This is a genomic window from Mycobacterium sp., assembly GCF_035499775.1.
Lineage (GTDB): Bacteria > Actinomycetota > Actinomycetes > Mycobacteriales > Mycobacteriaceae > Mycobacterium.
Genome location: NZ_DATJYB010000095.1, coordinates 45,361 through 60,241, shown reverse-complemented (window position 1 = coordinate 60,241; position 14,881 = coordinate 45,361). Strand labels below are relative to the sequence as shown.

15 protein-coding genes are annotated in these 14,881 nt (G+C 65.7%); 6 read left to right on the top strand and 9 right to left on the bottom strand.

What is annotated here, in order from left to right; translation table 11 throughout:
• From VML93_RS06510 to VML93_RS06490, 5 genes are all read right to left on the bottom strand, one after another.
• A partial coding sequence (locus VML93_RS06510) for an LLM class flavin-dependent oxidoreductase (RefSeq protein ID WP_325608843.1) occupies nt 1–411 on the bottom strand: 411 nt, incomplete at its 3' end.
• Between the two features lie 19 nt (nt 412–430).
• The gene (locus VML93_RS06505; protein ID WP_414686291.1) at nt 431–2,098 is read right to left on the bottom strand and encodes an FAD-binding protein; all 1,668 of its coding nucleotides are present in this window, start codon (nt 2,096–2,098) and stop codon (nt 431–433) included.
• 116 nt (nt 2,099–2,214) lie between these two features.
• A complete protein-coding gene (locus VML93_RS06500) occupies nt 2,215–3,132 on the bottom strand; it encodes a 3-carboxyethylcatechol 2,3-dioxygenase (RefSeq protein WP_325608839.1) in 918 nt (305 codons plus the stop codon).
• Complete coding sequence (locus VML93_RS06495) at nt 3,080–4,780, bottom strand: bifunctional 3-(3-hydroxy-phenyl)propionate/3-hydroxycinnamic acid hydroxylase (protein WP_325608837.1); 1,701 nt, start codon at nt 4,778–4,780, stop codon at nt 3,080–3,082. Before VML93_RS06495 ends, VML93_RS06500 begins: the two co-directional genes overlap by 53 nt.
• On the bottom strand, nt 4,780–5,643 hold the full coding sequence (locus VML93_RS06490; RefSeq protein WP_325608835.1) for an alpha/beta hydrolase: 864 nt from the start codon (nt 5,641–5,643) through the stop codon (nt 4,780–4,782). The genes VML93_RS06495 and VML93_RS06490 overlap by 1 nt, the downstream gene beginning before the upstream one ends.
• 129 nt (nt 5,644–5,772) lie before the next feature.
• Between VML93_RS06490 and VML93_RS06485 the strand changes: the two genes are divergently transcribed.
• Both VML93_RS06485 and VML93_RS06480 read left to right on the top strand, forming a co-directional pair.
• Nucleotides 5,773–6,450, top strand: a complete 678-nt coding sequence (locus VML93_RS06485; RefSeq protein ID WP_325608833.1) for an IclR family transcriptional regulator — start codon at nt 5,773–5,775, stop codon at nt 6,448–6,450.
• A gap of 14 nt (nt 6,451–6,464) precedes the next feature.
• Nucleotides 6,465–8,069 (top strand): FAD-dependent oxidoreductase, encoded by a 1,605-nt coding sequence (locus VML93_RS06480; RefSeq protein ID WP_325608831.1) that lies wholly within the window; start codon nt 6,465–6,467, stop codon nt 8,067–8,069.
• On the opposite strand, the gene meaB is transcribed toward VML93_RS06480, so the two are convergent.
• A complete protein-coding gene (meaB, locus tag VML93_RS06475) occupies nt 8,066–8,956 on the bottom strand; it encodes a methylmalonyl Co-A mutase-associated GTPase MeaB (protein ID WP_325608829.1) in 891 nt (296 codons plus the stop codon). The two genes, VML93_RS06480 and meaB, sit on opposite strands and share 4 nt — an antisense overlap.
• 19 nt (nt 8,957–8,975) lie before the next feature.
• A complete protein-coding gene (locus tag VML93_RS06470) occupies nt 8,976–10,115 on the bottom strand; it encodes a thiolase family protein (RefSeq protein WP_325608827.1) in 1,140 nt (379 codons plus the stop codon).
• Nucleotides 10,116–10,280: 165 nt separating this feature from the next.
• Between VML93_RS06470 and VML93_RS06465 the strand changes: the two genes are divergently transcribed.
• Both VML93_RS06465 and VML93_RS06460 read left to right on the top strand, forming a co-directional pair.
• A complete protein-coding gene (locus VML93_RS06465; RefSeq protein WP_325608854.1) occupies nt 10,281–11,138 on the top strand; it encodes a proline iminopeptidase-family hydrolase in 858 nt (285 codons plus the stop codon).
• 121 nt (nt 11,139–11,259) lie between these two features.
• Nucleotides 11,260–11,496: a CsbD family protein gene (locus VML93_RS06460; protein WP_325608825.1), complete on the top strand. Its 237-nt coding sequence runs from the start codon at nt 11,260–11,262 to the stop codon at nt 11,494–11,496.
• A 58-nt stretch (nt 11,497–11,554) separates the two neighbouring features.
• On the opposite strand, the gene VML93_RS06455 is transcribed toward VML93_RS06460, so the two are convergent.
• A complete protein-coding gene (locus VML93_RS06455; RefSeq protein ID WP_325608823.1) occupies nt 11,555–12,199 on the bottom strand; it encodes a TetR/AcrR family transcriptional regulator in 645 nt (214 codons plus the stop codon).
• 76 nt (nt 12,200–12,275) lie between these two features.
• Here VML93_RS06455 and VML93_RS06450 point away from each other — a divergent pair, with 76 nt between their 5' ends.
• On the top strand, nt 12,276–13,418 hold the full coding sequence (locus VML93_RS06450) for a sulfotransferase (RefSeq protein WP_325608821.1): 1,143 nt from the start codon (nt 12,276–12,278) through the stop codon (nt 13,416–13,418).
• Nucleotides 13,419–13,423: 5 nt separating this feature from the next.
• Nucleotides 13,424–14,464, top strand: a complete 1,041-nt coding sequence (locus tag VML93_RS06445; RefSeq protein WP_325608819.1) for a DUF7064 domain-containing protein — start codon at nt 13,424–13,426, stop codon at nt 14,462–14,464.
• A gap of 12 nt (nt 14,465–14,476) precedes the next feature.
• Here the strand turns inward: VML93_RS06445 and VML93_RS06440 are convergent, their stop codons facing one another.
• The gene (locus tag VML93_RS06440) at nt 14,477–14,836 is read right to left on the bottom strand and encodes a hypothetical protein (RefSeq protein ID WP_325608817.1); all 360 of its coding nucleotides are present in this window, start codon (nt 14,834–14,836) and stop codon (nt 14,477–14,479) included.
• Nucleotides 14,837–14,881 lie beyond the last annotated feature (45 nt).

Sequence of the window (14,881 nt, the reverse complement as noted above, 5' to 3'; positions counted from 1 at the left end):
GGCCTCTTCCCACTGTGCGCGTTTGTCGGCGGGATCGATGTTGAATCCGCCCAATTCCCCGACCGAAGACGATTCCCCGGTACCGAACTCGACACGTCCGTTGGAGATCAGGTCCAGGGTGGCGATGCGTTCCGCCACCCGGGCGGGGTGATTGACCGCGGGCGGCAGGTGCATGATGCCGAATCCCAGCCGGATGTTCTTGGTCCGCTGGCTGGCTGCGGCCAGGAACATCTCGGGTGCAGTGGAGTGACAGTACTCCTCGAGGAAGTGGTGTTCGGTGAGCCAGACGGTGGAGAAGCCGGCCTTGTCGGCGGCCTCGACCTCGTCCAGGCAGTCCTGCAGCATGATGTGTTCGTCGTCCGGCGCCCAAGGACGCGGCAGGGCGAATTCGTAGAACAGCGAGATCTTCATTTACTTCCTCCCATGGGAATTAAGGGTCTGTCCGTGCGCTTTTCAGCACGGCCTGTTCCGAAATGTGTTTCGCCGCGACAAAGCCGAAGGTCATCGCCGGGCCGATGGTCGCCCCCGCGCCGGCGTAGCTGCGGCCCATCACGGGTGCCGAGGTGTTGCCCACCGCGTACAGGCCCGGCACCACGGTGTCGTCGGACCGCAGCACCCGGGCGTACTCGTCGGTGCGCAGACCACCTGACGTGCCGAGGTCGCCGAGAACGATTCGGAACGCGTAATACGGCGGGTCCCGCAGCGGATACAGGTTGGGGTTGGACAGGGTCGGATCGCCGTAGTAGTTGTCGTAGACGCTGTCGCCGCGGTTGAAATCGTCGTCGTGACCCTGGCGCGCCAGCGCGTTGAAACGGCGGGCCGTTTCGGAAAGCTGTTGTGCCGGTACTCCGATCTTGGCCGCCATCTCGTCCCAGCTCATCGCCGCCTTGACCACACCGGATTCCAGCCAGGCCGGCGGGACCTTGCGCCCGGTGGGTACCGGCGCGCCGGGAATCTTGGGTATCGGCAGATGGCCGCCGATGACGTAGCGATTCCACGATCTGTGATCGGTGATGAGCCAGCATGGGATGTGGGTGACCCCGGACTTCTGACCGTCGATCATCGCGTGACCGAAGTCCATGTACGGCGCCGCCTCGTTGATGAAGCGCTTGCCTTCGCCGTTGACGATGAACTGCGCCGGCATCATCCGCTCGTTGAGCATGAATTGCATTCGGCCGTCCGGCCATTGGATTGCCGGGAACCACCAGGCCTCGTCGAGTAAGTCGGCAGCGGCGCCCACCTTCTGGCCCGCGCGGATCCCGTCACCCATCGCGGCGGGATTGCCGAAGCTCCAGTCCTGGTCGACAACGGGCAGCTGCTCCTTGCGCCAGGCCAAGTCGTGGTCGAAGCCCCCGGACGCCAGGATGACACCCAGACGCGCGACGACCCGTTGTGGGCGGCCGTCCCGCTCGACCATCGCGCCGACCACCGCTCCGTCGACGTCGGTGAGCAGCTCGGTCATCGGCGAGTTCAGCCACAGCGGGATGCCGCGTTCCCTGATCGCCAGGCTGAGCCGAGCCGCCAGCGACTGCCCGATCGCCGCTATCCGTTCGCCCAACACCCTGGCTCTGACCATCCGCGAAATCAGCTTCACCAGGACGCCTTTACCGGCCCACGATTGCCTGATGCGATAGAAGGACCGAAGCTCCTTGGGCCCCAGCCAGATTCCTTTGGGGGCAAGCGCCAACGGCGTCAGCAGGTTCTGTTCGTCCGGTCCCAACTTGCGCAGATCGATGGGCGGCACGTTGATCGTGCTGCCGAGTTCGGAACCGCCCGGCAACTCCGGGTAGTAGTCGGCATAGCCAGGCTTCCAGACGAACTCGAGCGATCCGGAGACTCCCTCCAGGAACTCCAGCATCTTCGGGGATGACTCGACGTACTGGCGTATTCGGGCCTCGCTGACCAGGCCGTCGGTGATCCTCCGCAAATACTCCACGACGCTGTCGGGAGAAGGTGCGTAACCCTCCCGGCGTTGGGCCGGTGCCCCGGGAACCCAGATGCCGCCACCCGAAAGCGCGGTGGAGCCGCCGAATTGCGGAGACTTTTCCACCATCAGCGCATCCAGGCCGGACGCATTGGCCGTCAGAGCCGCCGTCATGCCGCCACCGCCAGAGCCGACGATGAGCACGTCGACAACGTGATCTTCCAGCTGCGATCGCGAGCGCGGCGAAGCCGGGCGAAGCGGGTCGCCGCGATCAGGACGCGCCTCAGCCGTCATTTCGGCACCGCCGTTCTGATCGCGAACCCGGCGATCAAGTCGGCGGCCGGCTTGTAGTAGCGCACCTGGGTCCGGTATGGCCCCGCGGTTGCCAGCGCCGCGAAAGCCGCTACCCATGTCCTGATTTCGTGTGCGGAGCTGCCGCCCTCGTGCAGCACGAACGAGTTCGACCATTGAGCGAGCTCGTCCAGCCGTCCCGCGTCGACGGTCTCGAGGAAGTGGTGATCCCACATCGGATTGAGGGGTTGAAGTTCGCTGTCCCCCCCGGCGAAGCTCTTTGCCGCTTCGATCACCGCGGTCTGTCTGGCTTGCCGCTGCTCGGTCGTCATCGGTTCGCCATGCACGATCCGCTGCCGGACCGCGGGACCGGCCGTGTCCAGCGTCGGCACCGGCGGACTGTGCGACAGCCCACCGGATCCGATGACCAGGACCCGCTTGTTCAGCGTCGCCAGATAGCTGCCCACTGCGGTACCCAATGCGCGGCAACGGTGTAACGGCCCCAGCGGCACCGCGATCGCGTTGATGAAGATCGGGATCACCGGACGAGACGTGGCGTCTCCGAAGAGCTTCTCCAGCGGCTGCACGGTGCCGTGGTCGACGTCCATGCTCGCCGATACCGCGACGTCCACGCCGGAGCCCAGAACGGCTCTCGCGCAGTCGGTTGCGATGTCTTCGGGTACATCCAGCGGGCCGAGGTGGGTGCCGTAGTCGCCAACTCCGTTGGCGCTGGTGCCGATACAGAAAGGCGGCATCACCTTGTAGAAGAAGCCGTTGTAGTGGTCCGGAGAAAAGATGACGACGAGTTCGGGGTCGTAAGCCGTGACGAACTCCCGGGCCTCGGTGATCGCGGCTTCGACGTCGTCAAGCAGGTCCCGCGGCGGCCCCGGTAGATTCAGCAGCGGGCTGTGGGACATACAGCACAGAGCCAGTGGCACTTGGCAAGTCACCTCCTCCCGGCGTGAGGGTGAGGGCGTCGAGCAGCGATGCGCTCAACTCTGGCGCAAGCTGGGCAATGCAGGCACCCGCGATGCAGCGATCCGGGCGCAGGAACAGCACCGATTCCTTGTGTCCGTCGAACCAGGCTTTGAGGCCACCGGTACGGTCCCCCACGATCACCACATCGGGATCATCATGCCCGGTCCAGTTCAGTTGAGTCAGCGGACGCAGCGCAATAAACCGTGCGCCCAAGGCTTTCCACTTGGCGAACGCGTCCTCACCGAGGATCTTGCGCGGGTTGTTGTTCCAACACAGCACGGCGAACCACTCACCCAGCACGTCGTCCAAAAGGACATCGCGCTGCGTCCGGGTATCGACACGAGGCTGCACGAACAACGTGCCTACCGGCGAGCCGGGGTGGCGCGGCTCGTCATGGACGACGGCCCCGTGCTCGTAGCGCGGCATCGGCTTGAATCGCATTTCCAGCACATACCGCTTGAGCGACGGCACAATTGACGCCGATCGCACGATGAGGTCGCGCGCCGACGCGACCCGGCGATTGGTCGGAGAGATGACGCGGCCCACCATGGTGGACAGGTCGATCATCGCCCGGGCGTGCTTGCGCCGCTCCTCGTCGTAGCTGTCCAGCAACTCGGCGTCCGCCCGGCCGGTCACCACCGCCGCAAGCTTCCAGCCCAGATTGGCGGCATCCCGAATGCCGCTGTTGTAGCCCTGTCCCTGCCATACCGGCATCAGGTGCGCGGCGTCTCCGGCGAGCAGCAGTCGACCGTTGCGGAAGGCGCCGGCGATGCGCGAGTGGTGGGTGTAGACGCGGCGTCGGATCACGTCGACCCGGTCGGGGTGGGGCACCATGCGTGCCAGCATCTGGGTCAGAAACGCGGGATCCTCGGCCTGCTCGTCGGTCTCGTCGGCGTGAATCATGAACTCGAACCGGCGAATACCGTGCGCGATCGAGATCGAGGCATACGGGCGCTCGGGGTCGGCGCCGACCTCGCTGTTCGGGTGGCCCAGCGGATCGTTGGCGATGTCGACGACCAGCCACCGCGTCGACGACGTCGTCCCGTCGAAGGACACGCCCATCATCCGGCGGGTCATGCTGCGTCCGCCGTCGCAGCCGACGACGTAGCGCGCGCGCACGCAGCTGTCACCGTCCCTGCGCAGTTCGACGGTCACCGCGTCGGCGGTCTGCTCGCATGACGTCATCGGACGGTCCCACCAGACCTCGACGTGGTCGAATCTGTCCAAACCGCGCAACAATTCGGCGTCGACCAGGGGCTGCACGAACCCGTTGCGCTTGGGCCAGCCGAAACGCGCATCGGGCGGTGCCATTTCGGCAAGGATGCGGCGCTGTGCGTCGTAGAAACGCAGGATCTGATTGGGCACGGTGTGCGGCAGGATGCGGTCGACCAAGCCGATCGACTGGAAGGTGCGCAACGCCTCGTCATCGAGCCCGACACCGCGCGGGTAGTCGATCAGCGACGCCCGCTCGTCCACCACCAACGTCCGTACACCCTGCAGGCCAAGGATATTGGCCAGGGTGAGCCCGACCGGGCCGGCGCCGACGACGACGACGTCGACATTGAGGTCTTGCCCGGCTGCACCCATCAACGCCCCAGTAGGAATTCGAGATGGAGGCGGTTGAAGGTCTTCGCGTCCTCGTATTGCGGCCAGTGACCGCAGCCCGGCATCAATTCGAACCGCGCACCGGGAATCATCGAGGCGATGCGGCGGCCCTCGGTCACATCGGCGGTCGGGTCGTCACTGGTCCACAGCACCAGGGTGGGCGCGGTGATCGACCCGTACTCGGCCGGTCCCAGGATGTTTCGCGCCCGGATCTCTGGATCCTGCAGCGCCATGATGTCGCTCATCGCCGCGACGAATCCCGGTTGGCGATATATCCTTTGCCGGCTCGCGACCAGATCGTCGTAATCCTTGGACTTGTCTGCCATCAGCCACTTGATCCGTGCCTGAACCGTGTCCCACGTCGGGTTCTCGGCGGCCGCCATGGACAGCGTGATGATCCGCTGCATCACCGCAGGGTCGGCCTGGGAACCTCCGGCGGTGTTGAGGACGAGCTTGTCGACCACCTCCGGATGGTCGACCGCGGCGCGGGCGGCCACCCAGCCCCCGAGCGACTCACCGCTGAGGCTGGCCCGGGCTGCGCCGATGGTGCGCAGCACCGTCATCAGGTGTTCGACGTAGTGGCCGACTTCCAGCGGATGCCCCGGCTTGTCGGTGTAGCCGTGCCCGAGCATGTCGATCGACCAGGTCCAGAAATGCTCGGCGTGCGCAGCCAGATTGCGGACATACGCCTCGGCGTGGCCGCCGGACCCGTGCAACAACATCAGCACCGGCTTGGCCGGGTCGCCGGCGCGCAGGTAGCGGGTCCGGACTCCCCCGGCGGACAGGTAGCCCTGCGAAAACTCCACACCCTGCAGGTCGCTCCAGATGCTCTCGAACTCTGCCACGGCGCCTCTTTGGGTCCTAACTTTGGTGAGAATCTGGCTCTCGTTATTGGTAGGTAGTCTGTGCTAATATCGCACACTGATGTGCGTTATATATAGAGCTTCGCTCTCAGCGGGAGGTCTGTCAAGCCTGTGACGGGCGCCGGGACGGGTTCGCAGACTCTGGCCAGGGGGCTGACCGCGCTGCAGATGGTGGCGGCTTCGGCGACCGGGCTGACCGTGCAAGAACTGGCCGACCAGGTCGGTGTGCACCGCACCATCGCCTATCGATTGCTCTCGACATTGGCCCAGTTCCGTTTGGTCGCCAAGGGAGAGGACGGGCGCTACCGCCCCGCGTCCGGCCTGGCGGTGCTGGGCGCGTCATTCGACCACAATGTGCGCCAGCTGAGTCTGCCGACGCTGCGTGGGCTGGCCGACGAACTCGGCACCACCGTTTCGCTTCTGGTCGCCGAGGGTGACCAGCAAGTGGCAATCGCGGTGATCGTGCCGACCCATGTGGCTTATCAACTTTCCTTCCACGAGGGCAGCCGATACCCGCTGGACCGTGGCGCCGCCGGGATCGCCCTGCTGGCCAGCATGCCGCCGCGGCCGGGCGAACGAGAACTGGTGCTGCGCGCGCGTGACCGCGGCTGGGTGATGACCTACGGGGAGATCGAACCGAATACCTATGGACTGGCCGTGCCGGTACACCGCAAGGCACCCTCGCCACCAACCTGCATCAACCTCATCTCCCACCGCGAAGACGTCGTACTGCGCGGAAAGGACGCGGTCATCAAGGCCGCAAAACACCTGTCCGCGCTGCTCAGCTGAAGGGATCGCAAGCCATGACGTGGGACCACGAAGTCGATGTCGTCGTGCTCGGCAGCGGCGCCGCCGCTCTCACCGCCGCGCTGACGGCGGCAGTCGCCGGCGCTTCGGTCGAGGTGTTCGAGAAGGCTGCGACCGTCGGCGGAACCACGGCGGTGTCCGGCGGGATCGCGTGGATTCCGGCCCATAACCGTTGTGCCGAGCGGGAATTGACGGTGGACGACGCATTGCAATACCTGCGCGCCCAGTCCTACGGCTCGATGGACGACGCGCTGGTCGAAACGTTCGTCCACACCGGCCCGGCGATGCTCGACTTCGTCGAGAAGCACAGCGGTCTGCGCTTCGAAATCGCACCCGGCTTCCCGGACTACCAACCCGAACTGCCCGGGGGACAACCCAGCGGGGGCCGATCGCTGAGCGCGGTTCCCTTCGACCTCAGTCGACTTGGCGAATGGGGTGAGCGGATCACCTCGTTTCCGCCGGATTGGTCCAACGTCGGGTTCGACGCCGAAACCCGGGCGCGTTTGCATGCGGACGTCGACGAACAATCCGGTGACCTGTGCGTGGCCGGCACCGCGCTGATCGCCGGACTGCTCAAGGGCCTGTTGGATCTCGGGGTGACGCTGGTGACGAACGCACGGGCCGAAGAGCTCATCGTCGAAGGCGGTGAAGTCACCGGAGTACGGATCTCGAACATGGAGGTGCGTGCGCGCCGAGGCGTCATCCTGGGCACCGGCGGCTTCGAATGGGATCCTGTTCTGGTGCAAGCGTTTTTGCGTGGCCCGATGCACGGGGCGGTATCGCCGCCGAACAACACCGGCGACGGGCTGCGCATGGCGATGGCACACGGAGCCGACCTGGCCAACATGGGCGAGGCGTGGTGGGTGCCGATCGTGCGGATCCCGGGCGACACCATCGACGGCAAGCAGCGCAGCCGCAGCGTGCGACTGGAACGAACGCGTCCCAGAAGCATCATGGTCAACCGGGCCGGGCGCCGATTCGTCAACGAGGCCTGCGATTACAACTCCATGGCCGGCGCCTTCCACTACCTCGACCCCCGAGGCGGATATGTCAACGACAGCGGATGGATCGTCTTCGATTCGGTTCACCTGCAGCGCTACGGATTTCTGGGTATCGCCCCGGGCGAACCCGTCCCGGACTGGTTCTGCGAGTCGGCCGACCTCGCCGAGTTGGGTGCCAAGACCGGTATCGACGCCGACGGTCTGATCCGCACCATCGAGACGTGGAATCGTCACGTTGCGGCGGGCTCCGATGCCGACTTCGGTCGTGGCTCAAGCGCATACGACGGTTACTGGGGCGACGATCAGGCCACCACGCTGGCCGGGAAGACGCTCGGCCCGATCGACACCGCCCCGTACTACGCGGTTCCGGTGTGCGTCGGCGCGATGGGCACCAAGGGCGGACCACGCACCGACCACGACGGCCGCGTGCTCCATGTCAGTGGCGAGCCGATAGCGGGTCTGTTCGCCGCGGGCAACGCGATGGCCGGCGTGACGGGTCGGGCCTACGGGGGCGCCGGCGGAACCATCGGCCCGGCAATGGTTTTCGGCTTCCGCGCGGGTCATGCCGCCGCCACCGGAAAGTCCGTCGACAACAGTTAGGGCGAGCCACCCTTAACCAGCCGTTCGGCCGCGGTGTAGGGGTCGTCGTCGCCGTCCACCACGGACTCGGCGAGCCGGTCGAGATCCGGACTTGCCCGCAGCCGCGTCTGCGCCAGCGACAGGATCTGCGCCCGCGCACGCGCCAGTCGTCGGGCTCGGCTGTCGGCGCGATGATGGTCGTCGATCGCGGCCACCAGATCCGCGACACCCTCGCCGCGGGCGGCGATGAGACTGACGATCGGGGCTTTGGTCTCAGCCCGCAGATCCCGCACCGTCTGTTCGGCACCGTCCCGGTCGGCCTTGTTGACCGCCACGATGTCCGCCACTTCCAGCACACCCGCCTTGGCGGCCTGGACCGCGTCACCGGCGCCGGGATTGAGGATGACGACGGTCGGGTCGGCGATGGCGGCGATCTCGATCTCGGATTGCCCCACTCCCACGGTCTCCAACAGGATCACGTCGTAACCAATGGCACCCAGCAGGCGGATGGCCGCCGGAACCGCCGCGGCCAGACCGCCGATATGGCCGCGACTCGCCACCGAGCGGATCAGTACGTCGGAGTCGTTGATATGTGCGGCCATTCGGATCCGGTCACCCAGTAGCGCACCGCCGCTGAACGGCGACGACGGGTCCACGGCCAGCACCGCCACCCGGCAGCCACGCTCCCGGTAAGCACCGACCAGGGCCGCGATCGTCGTCGACTTGCCCGCGCCCGGTGGCCCGGTGATGCCGACAACGCGGACGTCGCGGACGGCGTTAACAGCCTCAGAGGCACCGAGACTCGCCAGCACCTCGTCGCGGCGGTCACCCTCGACGAGACTCAGCAGCCGACCCGCGGCGCGCGGAGATCCGTTGCGCGCACCGGCAATCAGATCGGCTACGTCCATTTGCGGCCTTTCCCTACCTTTACGGCGCAGGTACCTCGATAACCGTCGCAGAACCCATGCCGCCGCCGGCGCACATGGCCGCGACCCCTATGCCGCCGCCGCGGCGACGCAATTCGTACACGAGGGTGACCAGCATCCTGGCGCCGGTGGCGGCCACCGGATGCCCCAGCGAGCAGCCGCTGCCGCTGACGTTCACCTTGTCCGGGTCCAGATCCAGCAGCTTGATGGTGGCCACGCACATCGCGGCGAATGCCTCGTTGATCTCGAACAGGTCCACGTCGGATATCGAAAGATTGCCCCGGGCAAGAGCTTTCGGGATCGCGTCTACCGGCGCCAAGCCGGTGGAGGCTGGGTCGACACCGACGGACGCCCACGACACCACCCGCGCCATGGCGGGCAGTCCCAACTCGTCGCTGGCGATGGTCAGCACGGCGGCGCCGTCATTGGCGCCACACGCATTGCCGGCGGTGATGGAGAAGCCCTCGATTTCCGGATGCAGCGGCTTCAGAGCGGCCAACTTCTCCATGGTGGTGTCCCGGCGCGGGTGCTCGTCGACCGCGAACATGCCGTACGGCGTCGGGATGGGGACGATCTCGTCGACGAAACGGCCCTCGTCGATCGCGGCGATCGCATTGCGGTGCGACCGCAGCGCCCACGCGTCCATCTCCTCACGGCTCACGCCAGCGGCAACGGCCGCGTTCCAGCCCACGGTGATCGACATGTCCATGTTGGGCGCGTCGGGGCGGTCCGGGTGGGTCGGCGGGAACCAGTCGACCCACTCGCCGTCGATCTGCAACCGCGACCGCGGCGACGTCGACGCCGAATTCACACCACCGGCGATGATGAGCTGGTCCATCCCGGCGCGCACACTTGCCGCCGCGCTCTGCACCGCCGCCTGACCAGCCGCGCAGTGCCGGTTGTTGGCCAGACCGGGCACCGTGGGCAGGCCCGCGGTGATCGCCGCGTGCCGGGCGACAACGCCGCCGCCGTACAGACCTTCGCCCAGGATCACGTCGTCGACCAGTGCCGGGTCCAGATCCATCGCGGCTTCCGTGACCACGTGGCTGGCGAGGTCGAAAGCGCTGGTATCGCGCAGCGTTCCCTTTCGGGCGGTTCCGATGGGCGTACGCAGGGCGGACACGATGACAGCTTCAGGCACAGGTCTTTCTCCACTTCAGCGGGCACTTCGACGTGCAGGGGCGGGGCCCGAGAGCCGACCGCACAGACATGAGAACCTTATTCTCTCAGTTCGAGAGTATGAGTTGCAAGGAGGGTCGGCCTTGTTGGGCAGGCAGGCGCCATCCAGGACACTGTTGCTATGTCTCTGCAGGGAATGATCGCAGTCCCCGGTGGAAACGTGTGGTTCAACCGGGTTGGCGGTGGGGCGGGTCTCCCGCTGCTCGCGGTCCATGGCGGGCCGGGTTTACCGCACGGCTACCTGACGTCGCTGAAACGCTTGGCCGACGAGCGGGAAGTCATCTTCTGGGATCAGCTGGGCTGCGGGAAATCCGAATGCCCATCGGACGTGCAACTTTGGACGATGCGACGCTCGGTGGCCGAAATGGATGCGGTGGTACGCGGGCTTGGCCTGAATCGCTTTCACATCTTCGGTAACTCCTGGGGAGGAATGCTGGCCCAGCAGTACGTTCTTGACACGACATCTGCAACCGCGAGCCTGATTATCTCGAACAGCACCGCGTCCATACCCGAGTTCTCGGACAACGTCGCCCGTTTGAAGTCCGAGTTGGACGCGGCGACACAGTCCGCCATCGACAGTCACGAAGCAGCCGGTACCACCCACGCCGGTGAATACCAGGCCGCCATCAGAACCTGGAACGAGACCTACCTTTGCCGGAATCGTCCGTGGCCCGAAGAACTCGAGGACGCGTTTCGCCACATGGGAGCCGAGATCTTCGAAACCATGTTCGGCCCAAGCGACTTTCGCATCGTCGGGACCATCCGTAACTGGGACGTCGTCGACCGGTTGGCCGAAATCACAGTGCCGACCCTGCTCCTGGCCGGCAAGTACGACGAATGTTCGCCGGAGCACATGCGGGAAATGCACCGGCGCATTGCCGGTTCGAGGTTCGAGTTCTTCGAGTCCAGCTCGCACCTGCCCTTCGTCGAGGAGCCACACCGGTTCGATGCGGTGATGCGGGAATTTCTAAGGCAATACGACTGACAAGTTGCTGGTAGGCGGCCGGAGTGACCGATGCCACACTGCTGTCATCGGCTGGGGCGATTGCGGCGTCACTGTCGCGGGGTACGCGGTACTGGACCGCCAACTCGAGAAAGGACTCAGTATGAGTGACCGCGACAGTGGACCGGTGGCAGCCATCAAGGGCGTCATTGAGGACGCGATCGGTAAGGCAAAGGAAATTATCGGCATCGTGATCAGCCACGAGGGTCTCCGCAAGGAAGGCCGCGCCCAGCAAGAAAAGGCGGAGGCGCAGCGCAATGTGGCCAAGAAGGAGGCCCAAGCCGAGGCGGCACGTGCGGCTGCAAGTGCGGCTGAGGCCCGCCAGAAAGCCTCGCAGTAAACCGGCTGGTGGGACTGGCGCCGATCGTTGGCGCCAGTCCTTTCCGGTCTCCCTGAGATCAGTGCGGCGGTTGCCCGGATTCGATGCTGTGCACGACGAGCCCGATCCCCCATTCGATCGCCTTGATGGCGTCTGAAGAACTCGCCCCCCAATGCACCACTAGACGTTCGTAGGCAGGCGGGCTCCACAGCACGTCCAGCACGCCGGCCGCCAGGGCTCGCTGCTGTGCCGACCAGTTCGGCGCGGCGGCCGCGACCGCCCCGCGCAGAGCCTCGCCGCGGGCCCGATCCATGGCCGTAAATGTGGGGTCGTCCGGCTCGATGGTCCACGACGAGACCGCAAACGCGGATAGCGCTTCGAAGACGCGGCGGGCCACCGCGGCGACGCCGTCAAGGTCGACATTCTGGTAGCTCACCCCGGCACGCTGTTGAAATTGCTGCATGACGGCATCGCGTAGCTCACGTTCAGTTGCGAAGTGGCGGAACACTGTTCGCTTGCTGACCGCCGCGCCCTCAGCGACCGCCTGAAACGTCATCGCGCTCCAATCCAGATCGGGTAGGCCTTGGACGATCGCCACTCCGGCGCGCACGATCCGCTCCCGCGTCTCGGCGGTCTTCTGGTCGCGCACCCGACTGCGGTAGGGACGCTCCACGCGTGTCGGTGCATCCGGCGAAGCTGGTGTTGACAGCCCATCGTCATTCACGTCATCATGGTGACACCAATTAGCTGCTGGGTAAAGACGGCGCACGGGCGTAACGTTCCGTCAAGGAGAACACCCTATGGACTCGGTCGACGACATACTTGATGCGGCCTGCCGCGATACCGGACTCGACGAGTTCGGCGTCGACTCGTTCCGCGAGGGTCTGGAAGTTCTCGTCCAGTCGCTGCGTACCGAGGCAGATTTGAATCCTATGGGCGAGTTCATCGTTCGCGACTTGATCATGAAGTCACTGAAGAACCGGCTGCACATCGAGGATTGGTACCGTCGTCACCCCGAGATCGACGACGAGGTGGTCGAGCGCCCGTTGATCGGGCTCGGGCTACCACGCACAGGATCCACCGCCCTGTCGTTCTTGCTCGCACAGGACCCACACGCGCGTTCGCTGCGCCGGTGGGAGGCGGGCGAGCCATGCCCGCCTCCGTCCACCGTCGAGGGTCCCGATCCGCGGGTCGCCGCCGCCGTGGCCCAGCAGAAGATGATGGACGCCGCCGCGCCACGGCTGGCCGCGCTGGTGCCGTCGACGCCGACGGGACCGGAGGAGTGTCAGGACCTGATGGCGCTGGACTTCAAAAGCCAGTATTTCCAAGCGTTCGCGCATATTCCGACCTACTCGCGGTGGCTGCTCGATGCCGACCTCACATCGACCTACGCCTACGAACGGCGGGCGCTGAAGTTGTTGCAGTGGGGTCAACCTCGCCGGCCCTGGCGGTTGAAATGCCCCACGCATCTGCTGTTTCTGCCGTACCTCGACGAAGCGTTTCCCGACGCCCGCTACGTCTGGACGCACCGTGACCCGACGGAGGTGCTCCTGTCGGTCGCCGATCTCTACGCCGAATTCCGCCAGATGACCTCGAACACGGTGGACCGGAACTACCTGGGGCAGCTCAATGTCGAACACTGGTCGGTCGGGATGCAGCGTGCATTGGCGTTCCGTGACAGCGGCAACGACGATAGGTTCTTCGACTTGGATTTCGCTGCTGTGCAACGTGATCCGATAGGCGAAGTCAAAAGGCTGTATGCCTGGCTGGGCGAGCCGGTTTCGGTTGAGTTCGAAACCGGGATGCGCGAGTGGTGGCAGGCCCAAGCGGCCTCGCGGTTGCCGAACACGCATCCCGATCCGGCCACATTCGGGTTGAACATGACGGCGGTGCGCCCACTGTTCGCCGACTACATGCAGCGCATGACCGCGGGGAAGGTTTGACAACCATGACCATCGACTTGACCGGCGGGCTGCGCGAGGACTGGGAATTCGTCTGGGCCCGTCGACCCGAGGACCCGGAAGCCCGGGAATCGGTCAATGCCTGGATTTGGGACGACAGCGGCAAATTCGGCATCCCGCGCCTCGGAATCGAGGCCGTCGCCGATCAATGGGACACCCACGACATCCAGGTCAATCTCGCATTTGCCGACGGACGCGTGTTCAACGTCTTCGGCAGCGGGCCCGTGCACGACCCGCTCGGCGCCGACGGCGAACCCCGGATTCTCGGCGCCGGGCCGCTGTCCTTCGAAGTGGTGGAGCCGTACCGGCATCTCCGTGTCAAGCTCGATGGCCAGGCCATCGCCACCACCGTCGACGCCCAGATGGCGGGCTGGATGCCCTGGTCGGCCGATGGCGAACGCGTTACGGTCAAGGCGCAGATAGACATTCGGCCGACATCGCCCCCGTGGGAGAATGGCTCCACCAGCGCGGAGGCGCGGCGCGTCCTGTCCACGCAGGAGGAGGGCTACCTGATCGGCTATCCGTGGCGCTTCGAGCAACTGTGCAACGCCACCGGCAGCATCACCGTCGGCAACGAGACGCACGAACTGCGCGGCGGGGCCAACCGAATCCGCCGCCAAGGCGTCCGTCGACTGGCCCCGCTACGGGGCCACGTGTGGCAAGCGGCCGCATTTCCAAGCGGCTTCGGATTCGGCTTCCAAATCTATCCGCCGCGCACCGACGGCAAGCCGACCTACAACGAGGGTTACATCGTCGACGACGGCAAAGTCGTCCCCGCGCGAGTTGTCAAGGCGCCGTTTCTGAATCGCTTACAGCCACAGGGCGAGGACGTCTCGCTCGTTCTCGATGCCGCCGGCAAGTCCATCGAAATCGAGGGTCACACCACGATGTCGACCTTCATGATCATGCCGCCAGAGGTCGGGGGTGGACTGCAGTTGCAGCAGGGTCTGGCACGCTACAGCTACGACGGCGAGACGGTGTTCGGGATGATCGAGCGCTCCACCGCCCAAGATCAGGTCAGTTCCTAGTGGGCATGATGGTTAGTTCGTCGGTGTATCGGTGATGGCTTCGATCCACGCGGTGGGATCGCCGAGGTAGAGGCCGCAGGCGCAGTCGAGGGCATCTTCGGGGCTACCGGCCCTCGCGCCGGTGGGCAGGAACGAGTTTTGGTAGTCGTTGTGGCTGGCGCGGTAGATGGCGAATCCCCAAATGCTCGCCGAGCCGCCGTAGCGCAGGCGACACAGCGGCATGATCTCACCGTCGGGCAGGTGCGCGTCGACGTAGGCGAATGCGCCGCGAAAGCGGACGCTGACCCTGTCCAGCGCGGGCCAGCGCTGGCGGGCGCGATCGGACAGCCGTTGACCGAGGCTCGTTTTGGTGGAGGTGGGAGGCGTGGGCATCAGCTCATCTTCTCAGCCGCTGGCCCGGCTCTCTGGCCGTGGCAG

Bases quoted from the DNA above. Each gene is read 5' to 3' on its own strand.
- meaB (WP_325608829.1), bottom strand. From the start codon at position 8,956: ATGGACGTAGCCGATCTGATTGCCGGTGCGCGCAACGGATCTCCGCGC.
- VML93_RS06495 (WP_325608837.1), bottom strand. From the start codon at position 4,780: ATGGGTGCAGCCGGGCAAGACCTCAATGTCGACGTCGTCGTCGTCGGC.
- VML93_RS06450 (WP_325608821.1), top strand. From the start codon at position 12,276: ATGGACTCGGTCGACGACATACTTGATGCGGCCTGCCGCGATACCGGA.
- VML93_RS06460 (WP_325608825.1), top strand. From the start codon at position 11,260: ATGAGTGACCGCGACAGTGGACCGGTGGCAGCCATCAAGGGCGTCATT.
- VML93_RS06445 (WP_325608819.1), top strand. From the start codon at position 13,424: ATGACCATCGACTTGACCGGCGGGCTGCGCGAGGACTGGGAATTCGTC.
- VML93_RS06500 (WP_325608839.1), bottom strand. From the start codon at position 3,132: ATGTCCCACAGCCCGCTGCTGAATCTACCGGGGCCGCCGCGGGACCTG.
- VML93_RS06505 (WP_414686291.1), bottom strand. From the start codon at position 2,098: ATGACGGCGGCTCTGACGGCCAATGCGTCCGGCCTGGATGCGCTGATG.
- VML93_RS06440 (WP_325608817.1), bottom strand. From the start codon at position 14,836: ATGCCCACGCCTCCCACCTCCACCAAAACGAGCCTCGGTCAACGGCTG.
- VML93_RS06480 (WP_325608831.1), top strand. From the start codon at position 6,465: ATGACGTGGGACCACGAAGTCGATGTCGTCGTGCTCGGCAGCGGCGCC.